The sequence below is a fragment of the Streptomyces sp. NPDC001056 genome, assembly GCF_053598955.1.
Genome location: NZ_JBSFLI010000027.1, coordinates 1 through 17,699 on the forward strand (window position 1 = coordinate 1; position 17,699 = coordinate 17,699).

At 71.6% G+C, this 17,699-nt stretch carries 11 protein-coding genes and 2 pseudogenes; 7 read left to right on the forward strand and 6 right to left on the reverse strand.

Features of this window, described 5'->3' with window-relative positions; translation table 11 throughout:
* A partial coding sequence (locus ACWDD7_RS27355) for an alpha/beta hydrolase (RefSeq protein WP_450459371.1) occupies positions 1 to 645 on the reverse strand: 645 nt, incomplete at its 3' end.
* A gap of 388 nt (positions 646 to 1,033) precedes the next feature.
* Here ACWDD7_RS27355 and ACWDD7_RS27360 point away from each other — a divergent pair.
* The 4 genes from ACWDD7_RS27360 (at position 1,034) to ACWDD7_RS27375 (ending at position 4,938) form a co-directional block, all read left to right on the forward strand.
* The gene (locus tag ACWDD7_RS27360) at positions 1,034 to 2,902 is read left to right on the forward strand and encodes an amidohydrolase (protein ID WP_450459447.1); all 1,869 of its coding nucleotides are present in this window, start codon (positions 1,034 to 1,036) and stop codon (positions 2,900 to 2,902) included.
* Positions 2,903 to 2,977: 75 nt separating this feature from the next.
* Positions 2,978 to 3,640, forward strand: coding sequence for a hydrolase (locus ACWDD7_RS27365; protein WP_351867794.1), 663 nt, complete (start codon positions 2,978 to 2,980; stop codon positions 3,638 to 3,640).
* 55 nt (positions 3,641 to 3,695) lie between these two features.
* Positions 3,696 to 4,220, forward strand: a complete 525-nt coding sequence (locus ACWDD7_RS27370; RefSeq protein WP_450459372.1) for a DoxX family protein — start codon at positions 3,696 to 3,698, stop codon at positions 4,218 to 4,220.
* On the forward strand, positions 4,201 to 4,938 hold the full coding sequence (locus ACWDD7_RS27375) for a YoaK family protein (protein ID WP_450459373.1): 738 nt from the start codon (positions 4,201 to 4,203) through the stop codon (positions 4,936 to 4,938). Before ACWDD7_RS27370 ends, ACWDD7_RS27375 begins: the two co-directional genes overlap by 20 nt.
* A 523-nt stretch (positions 4,939 to 5,461) precedes the next feature.
* On the opposite strand, the pseudogene ACWDD7_RS27380 reads toward ACWDD7_RS27375, so the two are convergent.
* Positions 5,462 to 5,711: pseudogene (locus ACWDD7_RS27380) on the reverse strand (pirin family protein); the annotation flags it as partial.
* 167 nt (positions 5,712 to 5,878) lie between these two features.
* Between ACWDD7_RS27380 and ACWDD7_RS27385 the strand changes: the two are divergent.
* The 3 genes and pseudogenes from ACWDD7_RS27385 to ACWDD7_RS27395 all read left to right on the forward strand — a co-directional run bounded on the left by ACWDD7_RS27385 (position 5,879) and on the right by ACWDD7_RS27395 (position 8,369).
* Positions 5,879 to 7,123 (forward strand): MFS transporter, encoded by a 1,245-nt coding sequence (locus tag ACWDD7_RS27385; RefSeq protein WP_450459374.1) that lies wholly within the window; start codon positions 5,879 to 5,881, stop codon positions 7,121 to 7,123.
* Between the two features lie 63 nt (positions 7,124 to 7,186).
* Positions 7,187 to 7,351: pseudogene (locus ACWDD7_RS27390) on the forward strand (SsgA family sporulation/cell division regulator); the annotation flags it as partial.
* Positions 7,352 to 7,514: 163 nt separating this feature from the next.
* Positions 7,515 to 8,369: a LysR family transcriptional regulator gene (locus tag ACWDD7_RS27395; RefSeq protein WP_392214039.1), complete on the forward strand. Its 855-nt coding sequence runs from the start codon at positions 7,515 to 7,517 to the stop codon at positions 8,367 to 8,369.
* Between the two features lie 278 nt (positions 8,370 to 8,647).
* On the opposite strand, the gene ACWDD7_RS27400 is transcribed toward ACWDD7_RS27395, so the two are convergent.
* The 4 genes from ACWDD7_RS27400 to ACWDD7_RS27415 all read right to left on the reverse strand — a co-directional run bounded on the left by ACWDD7_RS27400 (position 8,648) and on the right by ACWDD7_RS27415 (position 17,396).
* Entirely contained in the window at positions 8,648 to 8,902 is a 255-nt protein-coding gene (locus tag ACWDD7_RS27400) for a DUF5709 domain-containing protein (RefSeq protein ID WP_450459375.1), read from the reverse strand.
* Between the two features lie 10 nt (positions 8,903 to 8,912).
* Positions 8,913 to 9,836 (reverse strand): glyoxalase, encoded by a 924-nt coding sequence (locus ACWDD7_RS27405; protein WP_450459376.1) that lies wholly within the window; start codon positions 9,834 to 9,836, stop codon positions 8,913 to 8,915.
* 772 nt (positions 9,837 to 10,608) lie between these two features.
* A complete protein-coding gene (locus ACWDD7_RS27410) occupies positions 10,609 to 13,014 on the reverse strand; it encodes a SpoIIE family protein phosphatase (RefSeq protein WP_450459448.1) in 2,406 nt (801 codons plus the stop codon).
* A gap of 125 nt (positions 13,015 to 13,139) precedes the next feature.
* Positions 13,140 to 17,396, reverse strand: coding sequence for a HAMP domain-containing protein (locus tag ACWDD7_RS27415; RefSeq protein WP_450459377.1), 4,257 nt, complete (start codon positions 17,394 to 17,396; stop codon positions 13,140 to 13,142).
* Positions 17,397 to 17,699 lie beyond the last annotated feature (303 nt).

A 17,699-nucleotide genomic window follows, 5' to 3' on the forward strand; every position in this document is an offset into this window, starting at 1 on the left:
GCGGCGCAGGAAGTAGCCGGTGGCGAACTGGTGGTAGGACGGCGTGTCGAAGTTCGCGTCGGTGACCGGGTAGAACAGCACCTGCTGGACCAGCGGGACACCGCCGCGCTCCTTGGCCATGAGCGTCAGCGCGGCCGTCATGTTGCCGCCGACCGAGTCGCCCGCCACGGCCAGTCGCGTCCCGTCCAGGCCCTCGGCGGCCCCCTGCTCCACGATCCACTGGGCCACGGCGTAGTTCTGCTCGATGGCGACCGGGTAGCGCGCCTCGGGCGACAGGTCGTACTCGGGGAACACGACCGCGGCGTCCGCGCCGACGGCCAGCTCGCGCACCAGGCGGTCGTGGGTGTGCGCGCTGCCGAACACCCAGCCGGCGCCGTGGATGTAGAGGATCACCGGCAGCGTGCCCTCGGCGCCGGCGGGCTTGACGATGCGCGCCCGGACACTGCCCGTGGGCCCGCCCGAGACAGTGATCCACTCCTCGTCGACCGCCGGCTTCTCGGTCTCCCCGGACTGCACCTCCTCGACGGCCTTACGGCCCTCCGCCGGGGGCAGGTCGAACAGGTAGGGCGGGTTGGCGGTCGCCTCCGCGAACGCGGCTGCCTCGGGTTCCAGCACCGGCTGCACCGGCTCCGGGGAATCAGACATGTGAGACTCCTGAAAACTCGTCGGATACGCCGGTCGTCCCGGCGTCGCCCCGGATCGTTGTGCTGGGCACTCCGGCACCGGTGTTCGTCACCGTAAACGCGATGTGCGCGCCCCAGTTGTCCGCCAGCGCACATCTGATGTCCCCGCAGCGTACGAAGGCCGTTCCGGCCTGCGTCCAGTGCGCTGTGAGGAATACGCCAGTGCACGGACGGAACACACATCGGCGTGCACCGAGCCTAAAGTGACGTCCCAGCGGTCGCGGTTCGCCCTGACTCGACGGCGAAGACCCGCGCATCACCGCTTTTCTCGTCCGCGTCGTCCGGCAGGTCCCGACGCAGCGGACATCGAAGACGCTCATCCCGGAAGGGGTCCCGTACACGTGTCTCCAATGCCGGTCGGCGGACTGGTTCCCCAGGCCACCGACGATGCCGCAGAACTCGTCGTCCGCAACGCGAGAATCCACACGGGAGACCCGGACCGCCCACAGGCGGAGGCGATCGCCGTGCGGAGCGGTGTCATCACGGTCGTCGGTGACGACAAGGACGTGGCCCCGCACGTCGGAGCCGCCACGAAGGTGGTGGACGCGCTCGGCCGGCGGGTGGTCCCGGGGCTCAACGACGCTCATCTGCATGTGATTCGCGGCGGGCTCAACTACGTACTGGAACTGCGCTGGGACGGGGTCCCCACCCTGCGTCAGGGCCTGGCGATGCTGCGGGAGCAGGCCGCGCGTACCCCCAAGGGCCAGTGGGTGCGAGTGGTGGGAGGCTGGTCGGTCGAGCAGTTCGCCGAACGGCGGATGCCGACCGTCGCGGAGCTGAACGCCGCCGCCCCCGACACCCCGGTGTTCGTCCTGCACCTGTACCAGGCGGCCGTGCTCAACCGGGCGGCGCTGCGGGCCGCCGGGTTCGGGAGGGACACGCCCGACCCCAGGGGCGGACAGATCGTGCGGGGCCGGGACGGGGAACCGACCGGCATGCTGCTGGCCGCACCCAGCGCCCTCATCCTCTACTCGACCCTTGCCAAGGCACCGGTCCTGGAGGGAGAGGACAAGAAACTCTCGACCCGTCATTTCCTGCGCGAGCTGAACAGATTCGGTCTCACCTCGGCGATCGACGCCGCCGGCGGGTTCCAGAACTTCCCCGACAACTACAGCACCGTCGTCGAGCTGGCGAAAGCCGGTCAGTTGTCGCTGCGCATCGCCTACCATCTTTTCCCGCAGACCCCGGGCCAGGAGATCGCCGATCTCACCCGCTGGATCGAAACGGCCCGTCCCGAGGACGGGGACGAATGGCTGCGGCTCAACGGCGCAGGCGAGAATCTCACCTGGGCGGCGGCGGATTTCGAGAACTTCAACCAGCCGCGTCCGGAACTCGACGGCTACGAGGCGGAATTCGAGAAGGCGGTACGTCTTCTCATGGAGAACGGTTGGGGATTCCGGCTGCACGCCACGTACGACGAGACCATCCGCCGGGATCTCGCGGTCTTCGAAAAGCTGGCCGCGGAAGGCCTGTTCCCGGCGGGAAACCGCTGGCTGTTCGACCACGCGGAGACGGTTTCCCCGGAGAGCCTCGACCGCGTCGCCGCGCTCGGCGGCGCGATGTCCGTGCAGAACCGGCTGTCCTTCCAGGGCGAGGCGTTCCTGCGCCGCTACGGCCCGGGCAGAGCCGCGGACGCCCCGCCGGTCCGGGCCATGCTGGAGCGCGGGCTGACCGTGGCCGCCGGCACGGACGCCACCCGGGTGTCCACCTACAACCCCTGGGTCGCCCTGCACTGGCTGGTCAGCGGCCGCAACGTCGGCGGCCTGGCGCTCCGCCCACCGGGCAACCGCGTCGACCGGCACACCGCGCTGCGGATGTTCACCCGCGCCGGCGCCGAACTGACCGGCGAGGAGGACGTCAAGGGCGTCCTGCGCCCGGGCTGCTACGCGGACCTCGCGGTCCTGTCCGACGACTACTTCACCGTGCCCGAGCCCGAGATCGCGCACATCGAGTCGCTGCTCACGGTCACCGGCGGCCGGATCGTCTACTCCGCCGCCGAGTTCGAGGGTCTGGACGAGGTGCTGCCGCCTGTCAGCCCCGCGTGGAGCCCGGTGGCACGCTTCGGCGGCTACCAGACGTCCCGCCGAGCGGGCGTGCGCCAGGCCGAGTCACTCGGCGAGGCCGTCGCGGAGGCGGAGCAGCACCGCACGTGGCGGGTCAGCCGCGGGCTGCTCCCGGGTACCGCCGACGCGCCCTTCGATCCCTGCTTCTCCCTCTAGGACTTCCGGGAGGGGCCCGGCCACCAGCCGCCCCTCCCGGGACCCCACCGAACCACTTCACGGAAAGGCACACTCATGGTCGACATCGCCGAGGTCACCGCCTCCCCCAGCCCCGACCTGCTGACGCCCGACAACTGCGCGGTCCTGTTCGTGGACCACCAGCCGCAGATGTTCTTCGGCACCGGCAGCGGCGACCGTACCGCGATCATCAACTCGACCCTGGGCCTGGCCAAGGCGGCCAAGGTCTTCGACGTCCCCGTGGTGCTGAGCACCGTGGCCGCGGAGTCCTTCTCCGGTCCGATCATGCCGCAGCTCAAGGGCGTGTTCCCCGAGCAGGAGATCATCGACCGTACGTCGATGAACGCCTGGGAGGACGCCGCGTTCGTCGAGGCCGTCAAGGCGACCGGCCGCAAGAAGCTCGTCATAGCCGGTCTGTGGACCGAGGTCTGCGTCGTCCTGCCCGCGCTCTCCGCCATCGCCCAGGGCTACGAGGTCTACGTGGTCACCGACGCGTCCGGCGGCGTCAGCCCGCAGGCCCACGAACACGCCGTCCAGCGCATGATCCAGGCCGGCGTCGTCCCGGTCACCTGGGTTCAGGTCCTCCTGGAACTCCAGCGCGACTGGGGCCGCACCGAGACGTACGTCCCGGTCACCGAGGTGGTGAAGGAGCACGCCGGCGCCTACGGCCTCGGTGTGGTCTACGCGCAGGCCATGATCGACGCCCACGCCGCCGGCTGAGCCCCGCCCCGACAAGGACAGTTCAAGGAACGAAGTCAGGAACAGGCAGGAAGAGATGGATGCTGGACTGCTGGTCCTCCGGCTGGTGGCGGGACTGCTCGTCGCCGGCCACGGAGTGCAGAAGGTGAGCTTCCGGCTCGGGGGCCACGGCTTGGCGGGCGGAACGGAGGAGTTCCGTCACGACGGGTTCCGTGGTGGCCGCCTGACGGCGGTCGCCGCGGGAGCCAGTCAGATCGGTGCCGGCCTGTTCCTGACCGCCGGACTGCTCACGCCCTTGGCCGCGATGGCCGCCATGGGCGTGATGACGGTCGCGGGCACCGTCAAGTTGCCCAAGGGCCTCTGGGTGCAGAACGACGGCTACGAGTATCCGATGGTGCTCGTCGTCATCTCCGCGGCGCTTGCGCTCACGGGGCCCGGCCGGTGGTCCCTCGACCAGGCGCTCGGCATCACCCCTTGGCCGGTGTGGGTCGCCCTGGCCGCGATCGTGGTCGGTCCGGCCAGCGGGCTGCTCACCCGTGTGGTGCTGCACCGCGAGCCCACGACGGCGGAGAGGAAGCCCCGTGCGCACGCTGGTGACTGACGCGCTCCGCACCCTGGTCCCGCCCAGGGAGGACCGCCATGGCCCGCTGCTTCCCCTGATGCTGGCGCTGACCGTGGTCACCGGTCTGGTCGACGCGGTGAGCTACCTGGCGCTGGGACACGTCTTCGTCGCCAACATGACCGGCAACGTGGTGTTCCTCGGGTTCTCGCTGGCGGGTGCCCCGAACCTGTCCGCGGTCGCCTCCGTCGTCGCGCTGGCGGCGTTCCTCCTCGGCGCGCTGGCCGGCGGCAGGCTGGGAAGCCGTCTCGCCACGCACCGCGGACACCTGCTGAGGACGGCCACCGCCGCGCAGACGGTCCTGGTGGCCGTCACCGTCGCCGTCACGGCGGTCACCGGCGGCCGGGTCACCACCGGTGTCCAGTACACGCTGATCGTGTGCCTCGGGCTCGGCATGGGCCTGCAGAACGCGGTCGCCCGGCGCCTCGGGGTCCCCGACCTCACCACGACCGTACTGACCCTGACCCTGACGGGGCTGGCCGCGGACTCCACCCCGGCCGGCGGTGCGGCACCGAGGCCCGGCCGCCGGATCCTGTCCGTGCTGGCCATGCTGCTCGGCGCCCTCGTCGGAGCCGAACTCCTCCTGCACGGGCATCTCGTGCCCACCCTCGGCCTCGCCCTGCTGCTCCTGGCACTCACCTCCGTGATCGCGCACCGCCTGTCCGCCACGGACGCCGCCTGGACCCGGCCGCCGTCCTGAGCACCGAGGCCCTGGGCCGCTCGGCCGCGAGCATGCCGTACGGCCGAGGGGTCCGGACGCAGCGCAGGCGCGCCCGAGGAGTTCAGGACGGGCGGTGCGTCGCCAGGCATCCCGGAGAGGCGAGCGGCGACGGGCGGGTCTGCCCGGTGTCGACGTCGTCGAATCGTCGTCGTCGAGAAGGATCGCGCCGGACATCCTCGTAGGCCGCCGGGGCCTGCGCCGCGGTCCGCAGGCCGCCAGAACGAGCACGCACCCGCCGGTACGACGGAGCAGCTCCCCTCCGGGCGCCCGCGGCCGCAGCCCAGGTGCCGAACGCCGACCCGGGCAGCCTCTCCGGCATACCCTTCGACAGCGCCGAGGCGGTCGGAGGATTCCTGCCGTTCCCGGACCGCGCGGAGGACATCGGCCAGGGGGACGTCGCCCTGGTCGATCAGGGGCGTGAACGTCGGCGCCGGAGAGGTGACGCCGGCGAGGGAACCGAGGAAGACCCGGCTGGACGCCGCGCAGCACGGTGGTGCGCGAGGGGATGCGGGGGGGCGTCCATGCCGCCCGTCTCGGAGACGTCGGCGGGGGCGTAGTGATCCACGAAGCACCACGTGCCGATCGGGGTCCGGGTACGCCGCGGCAGCGTGCGGCGCACGGTCGCCGCCCGCGGGCCGCCCAGAGGCACGTCGCGTGCGGCCAGTACGCCGACCTGCGACTTCCCGTCCGGCTGCCCGCCGTCCGCCGCCGTCGCACCGCGTTTCCCCCGGCCTCGCTTCGGCACCGCTCATCATCGCTTCCTCTCCGTCACCCATTCGCCGGCCATCTCCGACGGAGATGACCGATATCCCGAACGATCGTGACGGGAGGGGAAGCGACGGGGAGGTTCCAGCGCTTGTCCCATCAGGCATCCTCCCGAGCCGGACCGACCGGCTCCCCGTCCCGAAGAAGGTTCCTCGTGTCCCAGTCATCCGACCTGCGGTCCTCGACTCAGGGTGCGCCCCGCGCCGAAACCGAGCCCGGTGTGCCGGGCCGGCTGATCGCGCTGCTGGCCGTGGCCTCCGGTATGACCGTCGCCAACCTCTACTACGCCCAGCCGCTGCTCTCCTCGCTGCGCGAGGTCTTCCACACGAGTACGGCGGCGGCCGGCTGGCTGATCACCCTCACCCAGGTCGGCTATGTGGTCGGCATGCTCTTCCTGGTCCCGCTCGGCGACCGACTGGAGAAGCGCGGCCTGGTCGGCGCACTGCTCGCGGTCACCACCGTCGCCCTGGTGACGGCCGGTCTCGCCCCGAACTTCCCCGTGCTGCTGATCGCCTCCCTGGTCAGCGGCGCCACGTCGGTCGTCGCCCAGATCCTGGTGCCCTTCGCGGCGAGCCTTGCCCCCGACCATGCCCGCGGCCGGACAGTCGGCCGGGTGATGAGCGGTCTGCTCACCGGCATCCTGCTCTCCCGCACCCTCAGCAGCCTGGTCTCCGACGTCGCCGGCTGGCGCGTGGTCTACCTCGGTTCCGCGGTCCTGATGGCCGTACTCGCTCTGGCCCTGCGCGCGGCCCTGCCTCAGCACGCGCCCACCACGACCGTCCCCTACGTCCACGTGCTGCGCTCCACCGTCCAGCTGGTCCGCACCCACCCCGCGCTCCTGCGTCGCGGCCTCTACCAGGCGGCGATGTTCGGCGCGTTCAGCGCCTTCTGGACCACCGTCTCGTACGTCCTCACCGGTCCGGGCTTCCGCTACTCCCCCGTCGGGGTCGGCATCTTCGCCCTGGTGGGAGCGGCCGGTGCGGCCGTGGCCCCGCTGGCCGGACACTGGGCGGACCGCAGGCTGACCCGGCCCATGACCGGCGCGGCGTTCGTCCTCGCCGCGCTGGCCTTCGCCCTCGCCGGATTCGGCCGGCACCACATCGTCCTGATCGCGCTCGCCGCCGTCCTGATCGACATGGCCGTCCAGACCACTCTGATCCTCGGCCAGCACACCATCTACCAGCTCGATCCCCACGCCCGTGCCCGCCTCAACAGCGCCTTCATCGCGACCTTCTTCCTCGGCGGCGCCCTCGGCTCCCAGTTCGGCTCGCTCACCTACCACGCGGGCGGCTGGCCTGCGCTGACGGTCCTCGGCGCGGCCCTGCCGGTCGCGGCGCTCCTGTACTGGCTCACCGAGCGCCGTAAGGCGGACCGGGCCCCCGCCCTCGACGCCGCATGACAGGGCGCGCCGACGGCTGTCGCGGGACACGGCGCGTCGGGCGGCCGTGAAGTCGCGGACGGACTGCGCGGGCTCGCGGGGGCCGGGGACGTGGTCGTGTTCCCGCGGCGCCGGTGCCGTCAGGACTCCGTCCGCGTCCTTCTCCTGACCCGGAAAGGTACGGCGGTCCTCGACGTCGCGAGCGCCGCCGTCACGGACTTTCTCCACCGAGCGGACGCGCTGGTGCCGCCGGGCACCGAGAACCACCACATCGATCTGGACCGCGTCGCCGAACAGCTCCGCGCCGACGGCCGGCGTCGGCCCGCGCCCGTCCGCATACCATGCAGCAAAGATCGTTGCCCTGATCGGAGGGGCGCCGCATCACCGGGAGCGGATGATGGATCTCCGGCAGATGGAAGTCGTCCTCGCGGTGGCGGACGCGGGCGGGTTCACGGCGGCGGCGAGACGTCTGCACGTGGTCCAGTCCGCCGTCTCCGGGACGGTCCGCTCGCTGGAACGCGAGTTGGGCACTCCCCTGTTCGTCCGGACGACGCACCGCGTGGCGCTCACCCCTGCCGGGGAGGCGTTCGTACCCGCCGCACGAGCCGCGCTGCGCGCCGCCGAACTGGCCCGCGAGGCGGTCGACGCCGCCCGGGGGGAACTGCGCGGCAGGGTGACGGTCGGCACGATGCAGGGTGTCTGGGCGGGACTGCACCACGCGCTGGCCGCGCTGCGGGCGCAACACCCGAACGTGGTGGTCCACCTGCGCCAAGCGGCGGTCGCCGACATCCGGCAGGCCCTGCGCGAGGGAACGGTGGACCTGGCGGTGGTGGCGCTCGACCGCCAGCAGCAGCGCGGGCTGACGACCCGGCTGCTCTCCCGCGAGGAGATGGTCCTGGTGGCCTCACCCGAGCGGGACCTCGGCGCGCGCGCTCCCGAGGGCACGATCGACCCCGAAGCGATCGCCCGACTGCCCCTGGTCGACTTCACCCCCGGCTGGGCGATCCGCGACGCGGTCGACCGGGCCTTTCGCGCCGCCGGCGTCGACCGCACCACGACCTTCGAGGTCAACGACATCGTGGCCGCCTCCGAACTGGTCCGCAACGACCTGGGCGTCTGCGTCATGCCCCGCTCCATCGCCGACCGCTTCCCCGATCTGACGACGTACCGATTCGCCCGGCACGCACCAACGTGGAAGGTCATGGTGGTACACCCTCCTGGCAGGCCGCCGGCAGCGGTCGCGGCGCTTCTGCGGCACATCGGCTGAGACCACCGGGCACGGCCCACGCCGTGGCGCGGCGGATCGATGTCCGAGTGCCGGGGCGACCGCCTGGCTGACGCACCCCGCATCGGGACGGGCCGAAGGTGTGCGGGTCAACTCGCCGGGCGTCTGCCGCCCCCCGCGGGCACGATCCTCCTCGACGGCACGCCGGTGCGGGGCCTGTCGGTCCGGGCCGTCGCCGAGACCGTCACCCTGGTCGAGGCCGACGACCGGCCGGCCGACGTTCTGACGGCGCTCCCGGCAGCCGTTCTGCTCGTCGTCGCTCAGCGCCACGTCACGGCCGGGATCACCTGCATCGCCGCCTCCGCCGACGCCCCGGCGCCGTCCAGGCCCACGTCGGATGCGAACAGGTCGGACGCGGTGTTCTCACGGCTGCCCTCGTCCTGCCCGACGAGACGTCCGGCACGCTCGCCGCCGACCTCGTCGTCGTGCGCCCCGACGGTCCAGGGTGTCGGCCGTGTCGGGGAGGCCGACGCCGTCCGGCACCTCCGACCCGTCCGGCTGGTGGACCTCGTCACTGCCGACGGATCAGCAGTCGTCGCCCTGGTGCAGCTCAGCCACGTAGCCCCCGGGGAACTGCACCATGGCGTCGGAGTGGCCCTCGGAGGTGTGCGGCCCCCACAGCACCTTCGCGCCGGCCTCCTCGGCCTTGTGCAGCGCCGCCGTGAGATCCTCCACCGCGTAGCCGGTGGTCTCCCGTCCGAACGGGTAAGGCAGGTGGCCGTCGTTGACGCTGACGACCGTCTTGCCGAACCGCGAGCGGATGGCGATGCGGCGGTACGTCTCGTCGGGCAGACCGATGTCACCGCCGTCCGCCGCCCGATCGTCGGAGACGATCCGGCCCCCGGTGAACCGCACGTAGGAGCGGAGGAATCCGTCCACCGAGTCGGGGGTCAGGTAGACGCGGTTGTCCGGCACGGTCTTCAGAGGCGCGTACGACGGCGCCTTGGTGTGCCAGTACAACTGCGCGTCGACGCCGCCCGGGAACTGAACGATCGCGTCCCGCCCGATCGGGTCGTCGAACGGCGCGACGACGAGGTGTGCCCCGCTCTGCCTGGCCAGGCGGACGCCCTTGTCGAAGTCGCTCATGAGCCAGCCCGTCCGTTCGGCGCCGAACGGGTAGGGGGCGGGCGTCCGGAAGTCGAAGACGGACAGGGTGCCCACGGGCGAGAGGACCAGCTCCGACTCCGTCTCGCTGGGCGTCGGGGTGACGTTCGTGACGACCTTCGCCGTGTGGGTTCCGCCGAACGTCGCCCCCCAACTGGCGACGAACGCGTCCACGGCGCCGGGAGTGACATAGACATGAGTGGTGTCGTACTGGGGACCGACCGCCGTCGTGGAGGCCGTCACCGCGGCTGCCTCGTCGTGAGCGGAGGACGGAGCCCCGGATCCCACCACACTCAGCGCCACCAGTAAGGCGGTCAGCGTCCATGCCGTCGTTCTGCGCTTCATCCCGGTCCCTTTCCCTCGAATTCCCTCGAAACCATCCGAGTCGAAAGGTAGATACGGAGCGCGCGGCCGATCATGCCGACAGTGTCCCGGGTGTTGACTCTCGGCGAACAACGCGAGAGTAGCGGACGCCCGTCACCCTTGCGTCCGCGAGGCGTACGACGTCACCGCCGGGGATTTCGGGATTGCGCCCCGCCGGCGCCGGGAGTTCGGGGACACTTGGGGTCGCCGGGGGCGTCCGCCGGACCGGTGGCGAGCGCGCGGGAGCAGCGTGCCGGTGAGGCGCGTGGGGGGTAAGGGGTGAAGTACGGGGTCGCCCTCGCGGGTCTCTTCCTCGTGCCGGCGGTATGGGGCGCGGCGGACCTCGTGGGTTCGCTGACGGCCGCGGCAGAGGTCGTCTGTCCCGGTGAGAACGTGGGCGCGGACGGCCAGGAACGTCCGGGCCCGATGCGTCCCGGGGACACCCGGTGCTCGGTGCTGGACAGGTCTCGCACGGTGGCGACACGGGACTACGCGCAGCAGCGACAGGCACAGTCCCTGGAACGGCGCCGCGATGCCGGAAACGGAGTCCTGCTCCTGGCATACGGCGCCACGGGCGCGCTCCTGACATGGCGTGCGTCGCGGTCGTCCCCGGCACCCGCCGTGCGGCCGGACCCTCACCGGTGACGGTGGTCCGGCCGACGCGACGACGCCAGGACGGCCCCGACGCCTTCCGTTCTCCTCGGCCGAATCGGTCGACTCGGCCGCCTCGACCAACTCGACCGACTCGACCGACTCAGTCGACTCGGATGCCCACGATGCAGGTGTCGTCGTCGGTGTCCGACCTGCTGTACGTGAGCAGCCTGTCCAGTTGCTGGTCCAGGGTCCGGGGTCCCGAGCGCGCCGTCTCCAGGAGGTGGGACAGGGACTCCTCCACCGAGCGGTCCCTGCGTTCTATCAGTCCGTCGGTGTACATCAGAAGGGTGTCGCCGGCGGCCAGTCGCAGCTCGGTCTCCTCGTACTCCGCCTCCGGCAGGGCGCCCAGCAACAGGCCCTTGAGCATGGGCAGCGCAGTGGCCTCGTCCTCGCGCACCAGGACCGGCGGCAGATGGCCCGCCCGCGCCCAGCGCAGCGTGCGGCGCTCGCCGTCGTACAGACCGCACACGGCGGTCGCGGTGACGGCGCCCGTCAGATGGTGGGCGACGATGTTCAGCCAGGACAGCAGCTGCGCGGGGCCTGCTCCGGTGACGGCGAGTCCGCGCAGCGCGTTGCGCAGCACGACCATGCTGGTGGCCGCCTCGATCCCGTGTCCGGCGACGTCGCCGACGCACAGCAGGACCAGCCCCGAGGGCAGCACCACGGCGTCGTACCAGTCGCCGCCGACCAGATGCTCCGTCTCGGCGGGCCGATAGCGCACCGCCACCTGGAGGCTGGGCACGCGCAGCGGCGCCTGGGCGGGGGGCATGATCGCGTGCTGGAGCTGGAGGGCGAGCCGGTTGCGCTCGGCGGCCTGCTGCTCGGTGTGGGCGAGCTGGTCGCGGGTCGCGGCGAGGGCGACCTCGGTCCAGTGCTGGGCGGAGATGTCCTGGTAGGCGCCGCGCACGCCGAACAGCTGGCCGTCGGTGTCGAGGACCGGCTCGGCGACCACGCGCATGTGCCGGGACACTCCGTCCGGCCGCTGCAGGCGGAAGGCCGCCGACGCCGGGCGGCCGTGGTGCAGCAGGGTGCGCAGGAACCGGCCGATCTGGACGGCGTCGTCCGGGTGGGCATAGGCGGGCAGCTCCTCCAGGGCCACCGGGGGACTCGTGGGCGGTCGGCCGTAGAGGCCGAACAGCTGGCCGTTCCAGGTGATCTCGCCGGTCAGCAGGTTCTCCTCGAAGCCGCCGATCCGGCCGAGCCGCTGGGCGTGCTGGAGCAGGCTGGCCAGGCGCGCGGTCTCGTCCTCGATGCGCCAGATGAGCAGCAGGCTGGAGCCGTGGCGGCTGATGCTCATGTCGGCGACCGCGGACAGCGGGACCTGGTCGACCAGTGCGGTGAGTCGCACGCGCTGGGCACGGAAGGGCTCGCCGGTGGCGTAGACCCGCTCCGCGCGCTGGAACAGCTCGCTGGTGCCGGCGGCCATCGGGTAGGTCTCCAGCAGCAGGGCGCCGCCGATGACGGCCCGCGGGCGGCCCGCCGGGTCGAGGAAGCGGTTGTTGACGTGCTGGATGCGGAAGTCGACGAGTTGTCCGGCGTCGTCGAGGTGCGGCACGAGCACCAGGGCCGGGTCGTGCAGTCCGTCCGCCAGGTCCATCAGTTCCGCCACGTCCGGCACCATCCCGGCTCCCCACCCGGGCGCGGCGGAGGGCACGAAGTCGTCCAGGGTGTGCGCACACAGCTCGGCGAGTGCCGCCACCTGACGCAGTACCGGACGCGGCAGCGGTCCCTCGGGCCTGGGCCAGGCGATCTCCAGGACGCCGTGGATCCGGCCGCCCGCGCCGGCGGGTACGGCGATGCGGGCGCCGTCGCCGTACTCGCGCCGGCCGATGGTGGGCAGCCCGGACTCGGCGAGCGAGGGCACCCACTGCCCGTCGGGCTCGGTCAGCCCGCGTCGGGCCACGGTGGCCACGTCCGGCGGGACGTAGCACCAGCGGGCCGCCTCGGCAGGGGTGAAGCCCGCGCTGCCGGCGAGGGTCAGCGAGCCGTCCGAGCCGGCCGCCCAGATGGCCACGGCGACGGCGCCGAGCGGGCGCAGGGCCTGTTCGAGCAGGGAGTCGGCCATCGCCTCGGTGTCATGGGCGGCCAGCGCACCGCTCTCGGCGGCGCGCAGCCGCACGGCGGCGGAGTCCTCGACCGGGCCGGAGGGATCGGCGGTCGCGGAGAGGAAGGCTTCGGTCACCTCCGAGACCCGGTCCCTGGCCGCCTGGTTGATGACGTCCACCGCGAGTTCCAGCGGTGTCACCTGCGCCTGCTCGGCCAGTTCGGTGAGCTGCCGGGCGGCCTGGGCGGGTCCGCAGCCCAGGCGCTCGACCAGGATGCCCTTGGCCAGCTCGATCAGCGCACGGCCCTCGGCCGCCGCCTGCGCGGTCCGCACCTCGCGGCGCAACCGCTCCACGGTGGCGGCGAGCCTGCCCACCGGCGAGGTCGCGGGCACGTCGGCCGCCACATCGTCCACCGGGTCCACCGGGTCCACCGGGTCCACCGGCACGAGCGGGGCGGGCACACCGCCCGGCGTGCCGGTCTGCGCGCCGGGTTCGGCGGGCGGCTGGGTGTTCACCGGACGGGTACTCCTCGGCCTGCGAAAGGGCGGATGCGCGGTGTCGTTCTCCGGCTGCGCGTTCTCCTGTCTCATGCGGGCAGCCAGCGCCGGACACAGGCGATGAGGTCGCGGGTGTCCACCGGTTTCGTCACGTAGTCGCTGGCACCGGAGGCGAGGCTCTTCTCCCGGTCGCCCTGCATCGCCTTCGCCGTCACGGCGATCACCGGCAGGTCGGCGTACTCCGGCATGCCGCGGATCTCGGCGGTGGCGGCGTATCCGTCCATCTCGGGCATCATCACGTCCATCAGGACCAGTTCGACGTCCGGGTTGCGTAGCAGCGTCTCGATGCCCTTGCGGCCGTTCTCCGCGTGCAGCACGCGGAAGCCGTGCAGTTCGAGGATGCCGCTGAGCGCGAACAGGTTCCGCGCGTCGTCGTCGACGACGAGGACGGTACGGCCGCGGGTGTGCTCGTCGACCAGGTCCGCCGGCGTGTGCTGCAGTTCCTCGCCGCGGACGAAGGTGAGCACCTCGCCGGGCTCCTCGGCGGACAGGTGGAGGGCGATCCGCTCCCGCAGCTCGTCCAGGCTGGAGAGGTGCTCCAGCGAGCCGCCCGGCTCCGCCTCCGGGTACCCGGCGCGGTGGGAGCTGTGCACCAGTACGGGGACACCGGCGAGGGCGGAGTCGCCGTGCAGCGCCTTCAGGAACCGGGCCGACTCCCCGTCGGGGCCGCCCAGTTCCACGACGACGCAGTGGCAGGGTTCGGCGGCGAGGGCCCCGGCCGCTTCCTGGGCGCCGACCGCGGTGATGATGTCGACGGGGACGCCGTCGGCGTGGCCGTGGTCCAGGTCGCCGACGACGCTCTCGGCGACCAGGGTCAGCAGGCCGCGAGGGCGTTCCTCCACGACGAGGAGTCTGCGGGCGCGTTGCCGCTTGGCAAAGACGCGGGGTGCCGCCGCCGTGAGTTCGTGCGGGCCCGCGGCGTCCGTCCGCTCCTGTTCGGCCGGTTCGGTGGTGCCGGGTTCGCCCCGCAGATGTGCGTCGAAGTCGGGCCGCGCGACGGGCAGATAAAGCGTGAACGTGCTGCCCTTTCCCGGTGTGCTGTCGACGGTGACGGCGCCGCCGAGCAGATGGGCGATCTCCCGGGTGATGGACAGGCCGAGCCCGGTGCCGCCGTACTTGCGGCTGGTGGTGCCGTCCGCCTGCTGGAACGCGCCGAAGACGCTCTCCAGTTCCTGCTCCGGGATGCCGATGCCGGTGTCCTTCACCCGGAAGGCGACCACCGCGCCGCCGCGTACCACGTCCCGTGGCACCTCGTCGTCGCCGGCGGGTTCCACGCGCAGTTCGACGCCGCCCTGCTCGGTGAACTTCACCGCGTTGGACAGCAGGTTGCGCAGGATCTGGCGGAGCCGTGAGTCGTCGGTGAGGAGGTCGGCGGGCGCGCCGGCCGACGTGGTGACGGTGAAGCCGAGGCTCTTCTGCGAGGTCATCGGCCGGAAGGTGGCCTCGACGTACTCGATGAGCTGGCGCAGGGAGACGCGCTCCGGCGTCACGTCCATCTTGCCGGCCTCGACCTTGGACAGGTCGAGGATGTCGTTGATCAGCTGGAGCAGGTCCGAGCCCGCCGAGTGGATGATGCCCGCGTACTCGACCTGCTTCGGGGTGAGGTTGCGGGAGGGGTTCTGGGCGAGCAACTGGGCCAGGATGAGCAGGCTGTTGAGCGGGGTGCGCAGCTCATGGCTCATGTTGGCGAGGAACTCGGACTTGTACTTGGAGGCGAGCGACAACTGCTGGGCGCGGGCCTCCAGTTCCTGCCGGGCCTGCTCGATCTGAAGGTTCTTGCCCTCGATGTCGCGGTTCTGCTCGGCGAGCAGCGAGGCCTTCTCCTCCAGTTCGGCGTTGGAGCGCTGCAACTCCTCCTGCCGTACCTGCAACTCGGCCGAGCGCGCCTGGAGTTCGCTGGTCAGGCGCTGGGACTCCTCCAGGAGTTCGTCGGTGCGGGCGTTGGCGACGATCGTGTTGACGTTGACGCCGATGGTGTCCACGAGCTGCTGGAGGAAGTCCCGCTGCACAGCGGTGAACCGGGTGACGGAGGCCAGTTCGATGACTCCGAGCACCTGCTCCTCGAAGAGGATGGGGAGCAGCAACAGTGCCGTCGGCTCGATCTGCCCGAGCCCGGAGGAGATGGTGACGTATCCGGGCGGCAGTTCGTCCACCGCGATCGTGCGGCGGCTGCGCGCCGCCTGGCCGACCAGGGAGCGGCCGAAGGGGATCCGGTCCGGCCGGTCGTCCCCGTCGGGGCGGCCGTAGGAGCCGACGAGCCGCAGCTCGGGCCCCGCGGCGCCGTCCTCGGCGAGGTAGAAGGCGCCGTACTGGGCGGACACCTGGGGCACCAGTTCGTCCATGATCAGCTCGGCCACGACGCGCAGGTCGCGGTGGCCCTGCATGAGGCCGGAGATCCGGGCGAGGTTGGTCTTGAGCCAGTCCTGTTCCTGGTTGGCCCGGGTGGTCTCGCGCAGCGACTCCACCATGGAGTTGATGTTGTCCTTGAGGTCGGCGACCTCGCCGGAGGCGTCGACGGTGATGGACCGGGTCAGGTCGCCCTCGGCGACGGCGCTGGCCACGTCGGCGATGGCGCGGACCTGCCGGGTGAGGTTCCCGGCGAGTTCGTTGACGTTCTCGGTGAGCCGCTTCCAGGTGCCCGACACGCCCTCGACCTCGGCCTGGCCGCCGAGCCGGCCCTCGGTGCCCACCTCGCGGGCGACCCGGGTCACCTCGTCGGCGAACGCCGACAACTGGTCCACCATGGTGTTGATGGTGGTCTTCAGCTCCAGGATCTCGCCGCGCGCGTCGACGTCGATCTTCTTCGACAGGTCTCCCCTGGCGACGGCGGTGGTCACCAGCGCGATGTTGCGCACCTGGCCGGTGAGGTTGTTGGCCATGGAGTTGACGTTGTCGGTGAGGTCCTTCCAGGTGCCGGCCACATTGGGCACATGCGCCTGCCCGCCCAGCCTGCCCTCGGTACCCACCTCGCGCGCCACGCGCGTCACCTCGTCCGCGAACGCCGACAGCGTGTCGACCATGGTGTTGATGACGTCGGCGAGCGCGGCGACCTCGCCCTTGGCCTCGACGGTGATCTTCTGCGAGAGGTCGCCCTTGGCGACGGCCGTGGCCACCTGGGTGATGGAGCGGACCTGGCCGGTGAGGTTGGAGGCCATCACGTTGACGTTGTCGGTGAGGTCCTTCCAGGTGCCGGCGACGCCCCGCACCTGTGCCTGGCCGCCCAGCCTGCCCTCGGTACCCACCTCGCGGGCCACGCGGGTCGCCTCGTCGGCGAACGCCGACAACTGGTCCACCATCGTGTTGATGGTGCTCTTCAGCTCCAGGATCTCGCCCCGGGCATCCACCGTGATCTTCTGCGACAGATCACCCTGCGCCACCGCCGTGGCCACCTGGGCGACATTGCGCACCTGAGCCGTCAGGTTCCCGGCCATGAAGTTGACCGAATCCGTCAGGTCGCGCCATGTCCCCTTGACGCCCTTCACGTCCGCCTGGCCGCCGAGGCGGCCCTCGGTACCCACCTCGCGGGCCACGCGGGTCACCTCGCCCGCGAACGCCGACAACTGGTCCACCATCGTGTTGATGGTGCTCTTCAGCTCCAGGATCTCGCCCCGGGCATCCACCGTGATCTTCTGCGACAGATCACCCTGCGCCACCGCCGTCGTCACCTGGGCGACATTGCGCACCTGAGCCGTCAGGTTCCCGGCCATGAAGTTGACCGAATCCGTCAGGTCGCGCCAGACGCCGGCGACGCCCGGCACCTGTGCCTGGCCGCCCAGCCTGCCCTCGGTACCGACCTCGCGGGCGACCCGGGTCACCTCGTCGGCGAAGGCGGAGAGCTGGTCGACCATCGTGTTGACGGTCTCCTTCAGCTGGAGGATCTCGCCGCGCGCCGGCACGTCGATCTTCTGCGACAGATCACCCTTGGCGACCGCGGTGGCCACCTGGGCGATGTCACGGACCTGGGTGGTGAGGTTGCCCGCCATCGCGTTGACCGAGTCGGTCAGGTCGGCCCAGGTGCCCGAGACCCCCGGCACCTGCGCCTGGCCCCCGAGGGTGCCCTCGGTGCCCACCTCGCGCGCGACCCGGGTGACTTCGGACGTGAACACGGACAGCTGGTCGACCATGCCGTTGAAGACCGTGGCGATGTCGCCCATGAGCCCCGGGGAGTCGTCCGGCAGCCGGGTGCCGAAGTCTCCGTCACGGACCGAGGTCAGCCCCGCGAGCAGCCTCCTCAGTTCCTCGTCCCCCGGTACCGCGTCGGTCGTCCCGGTCGCCTTGCCGGCCATGCGCGCCCTCATTCCGCTCCCCAGGAGCCCTCATGCGAAAGGGCTCGGAACCATCGCCGGGCACGCGGCCTGACCCGGCGGTTCATGTGTGCGTTTCCCCAGTTCACGGATTCACATGACGGGAAAATACGCCGCAGGTTAACCCAGCCGCGCACGCTCGCACAAAGCAGTCCCGACTCGGAACGGTCCTGGCATCCATGGGTGTCCCGGGGGGATCGACGGCGGCGCCTCGGGGACGTCCCCGGGGCCTTTGCCGACCCCGCGAGCAGTGGGTCGCCCCGCCCTCCCGCCGGGAACTGCCCG

Coding starts and splice junctions, on each gene's coding strand:
- ACWDD7_RS27360 (WP_450459447.1), top strand. CDS start 1,034: ATGCCGGTCGGCGGACTGGTTCCCCAGGCCACCGACGATGCCGCAGAA.
- ACWDD7_RS27365 (WP_351867794.1), top strand. CDS start 2,978: ATGGTCGACATCGCCGAGGTCACCGCCTCCCCCAGCCCCGACCTGCTG.
- ACWDD7_RS27405 (WP_450459376.1), bottom strand. CDS start 9,836: ATGAAGCGCAGAACGACGGCATGGACGCTGACCGCCTTACTGGTGGCG.
- ACWDD7_RS27395 (WP_392214039.1), top strand. CDS start 7,515: ATGGAAGTCGTCCTCGCGGTGGCGGACGCGGGCGGGTTCACGGCGGCG.
- ACWDD7_RS27415 (WP_450459377.1), bottom strand. CDS start 17,396: ATGGCCGGCAAGGCGACCGGGACGACCGACGCGGTACCGGGGGACGAG.
- ACWDD7_RS27370 (WP_450459372.1), top strand. CDS start 3,696: ATGGATGCTGGACTGCTGGTCCTCCGGCTGGTGGCGGGACTGCTCGTC.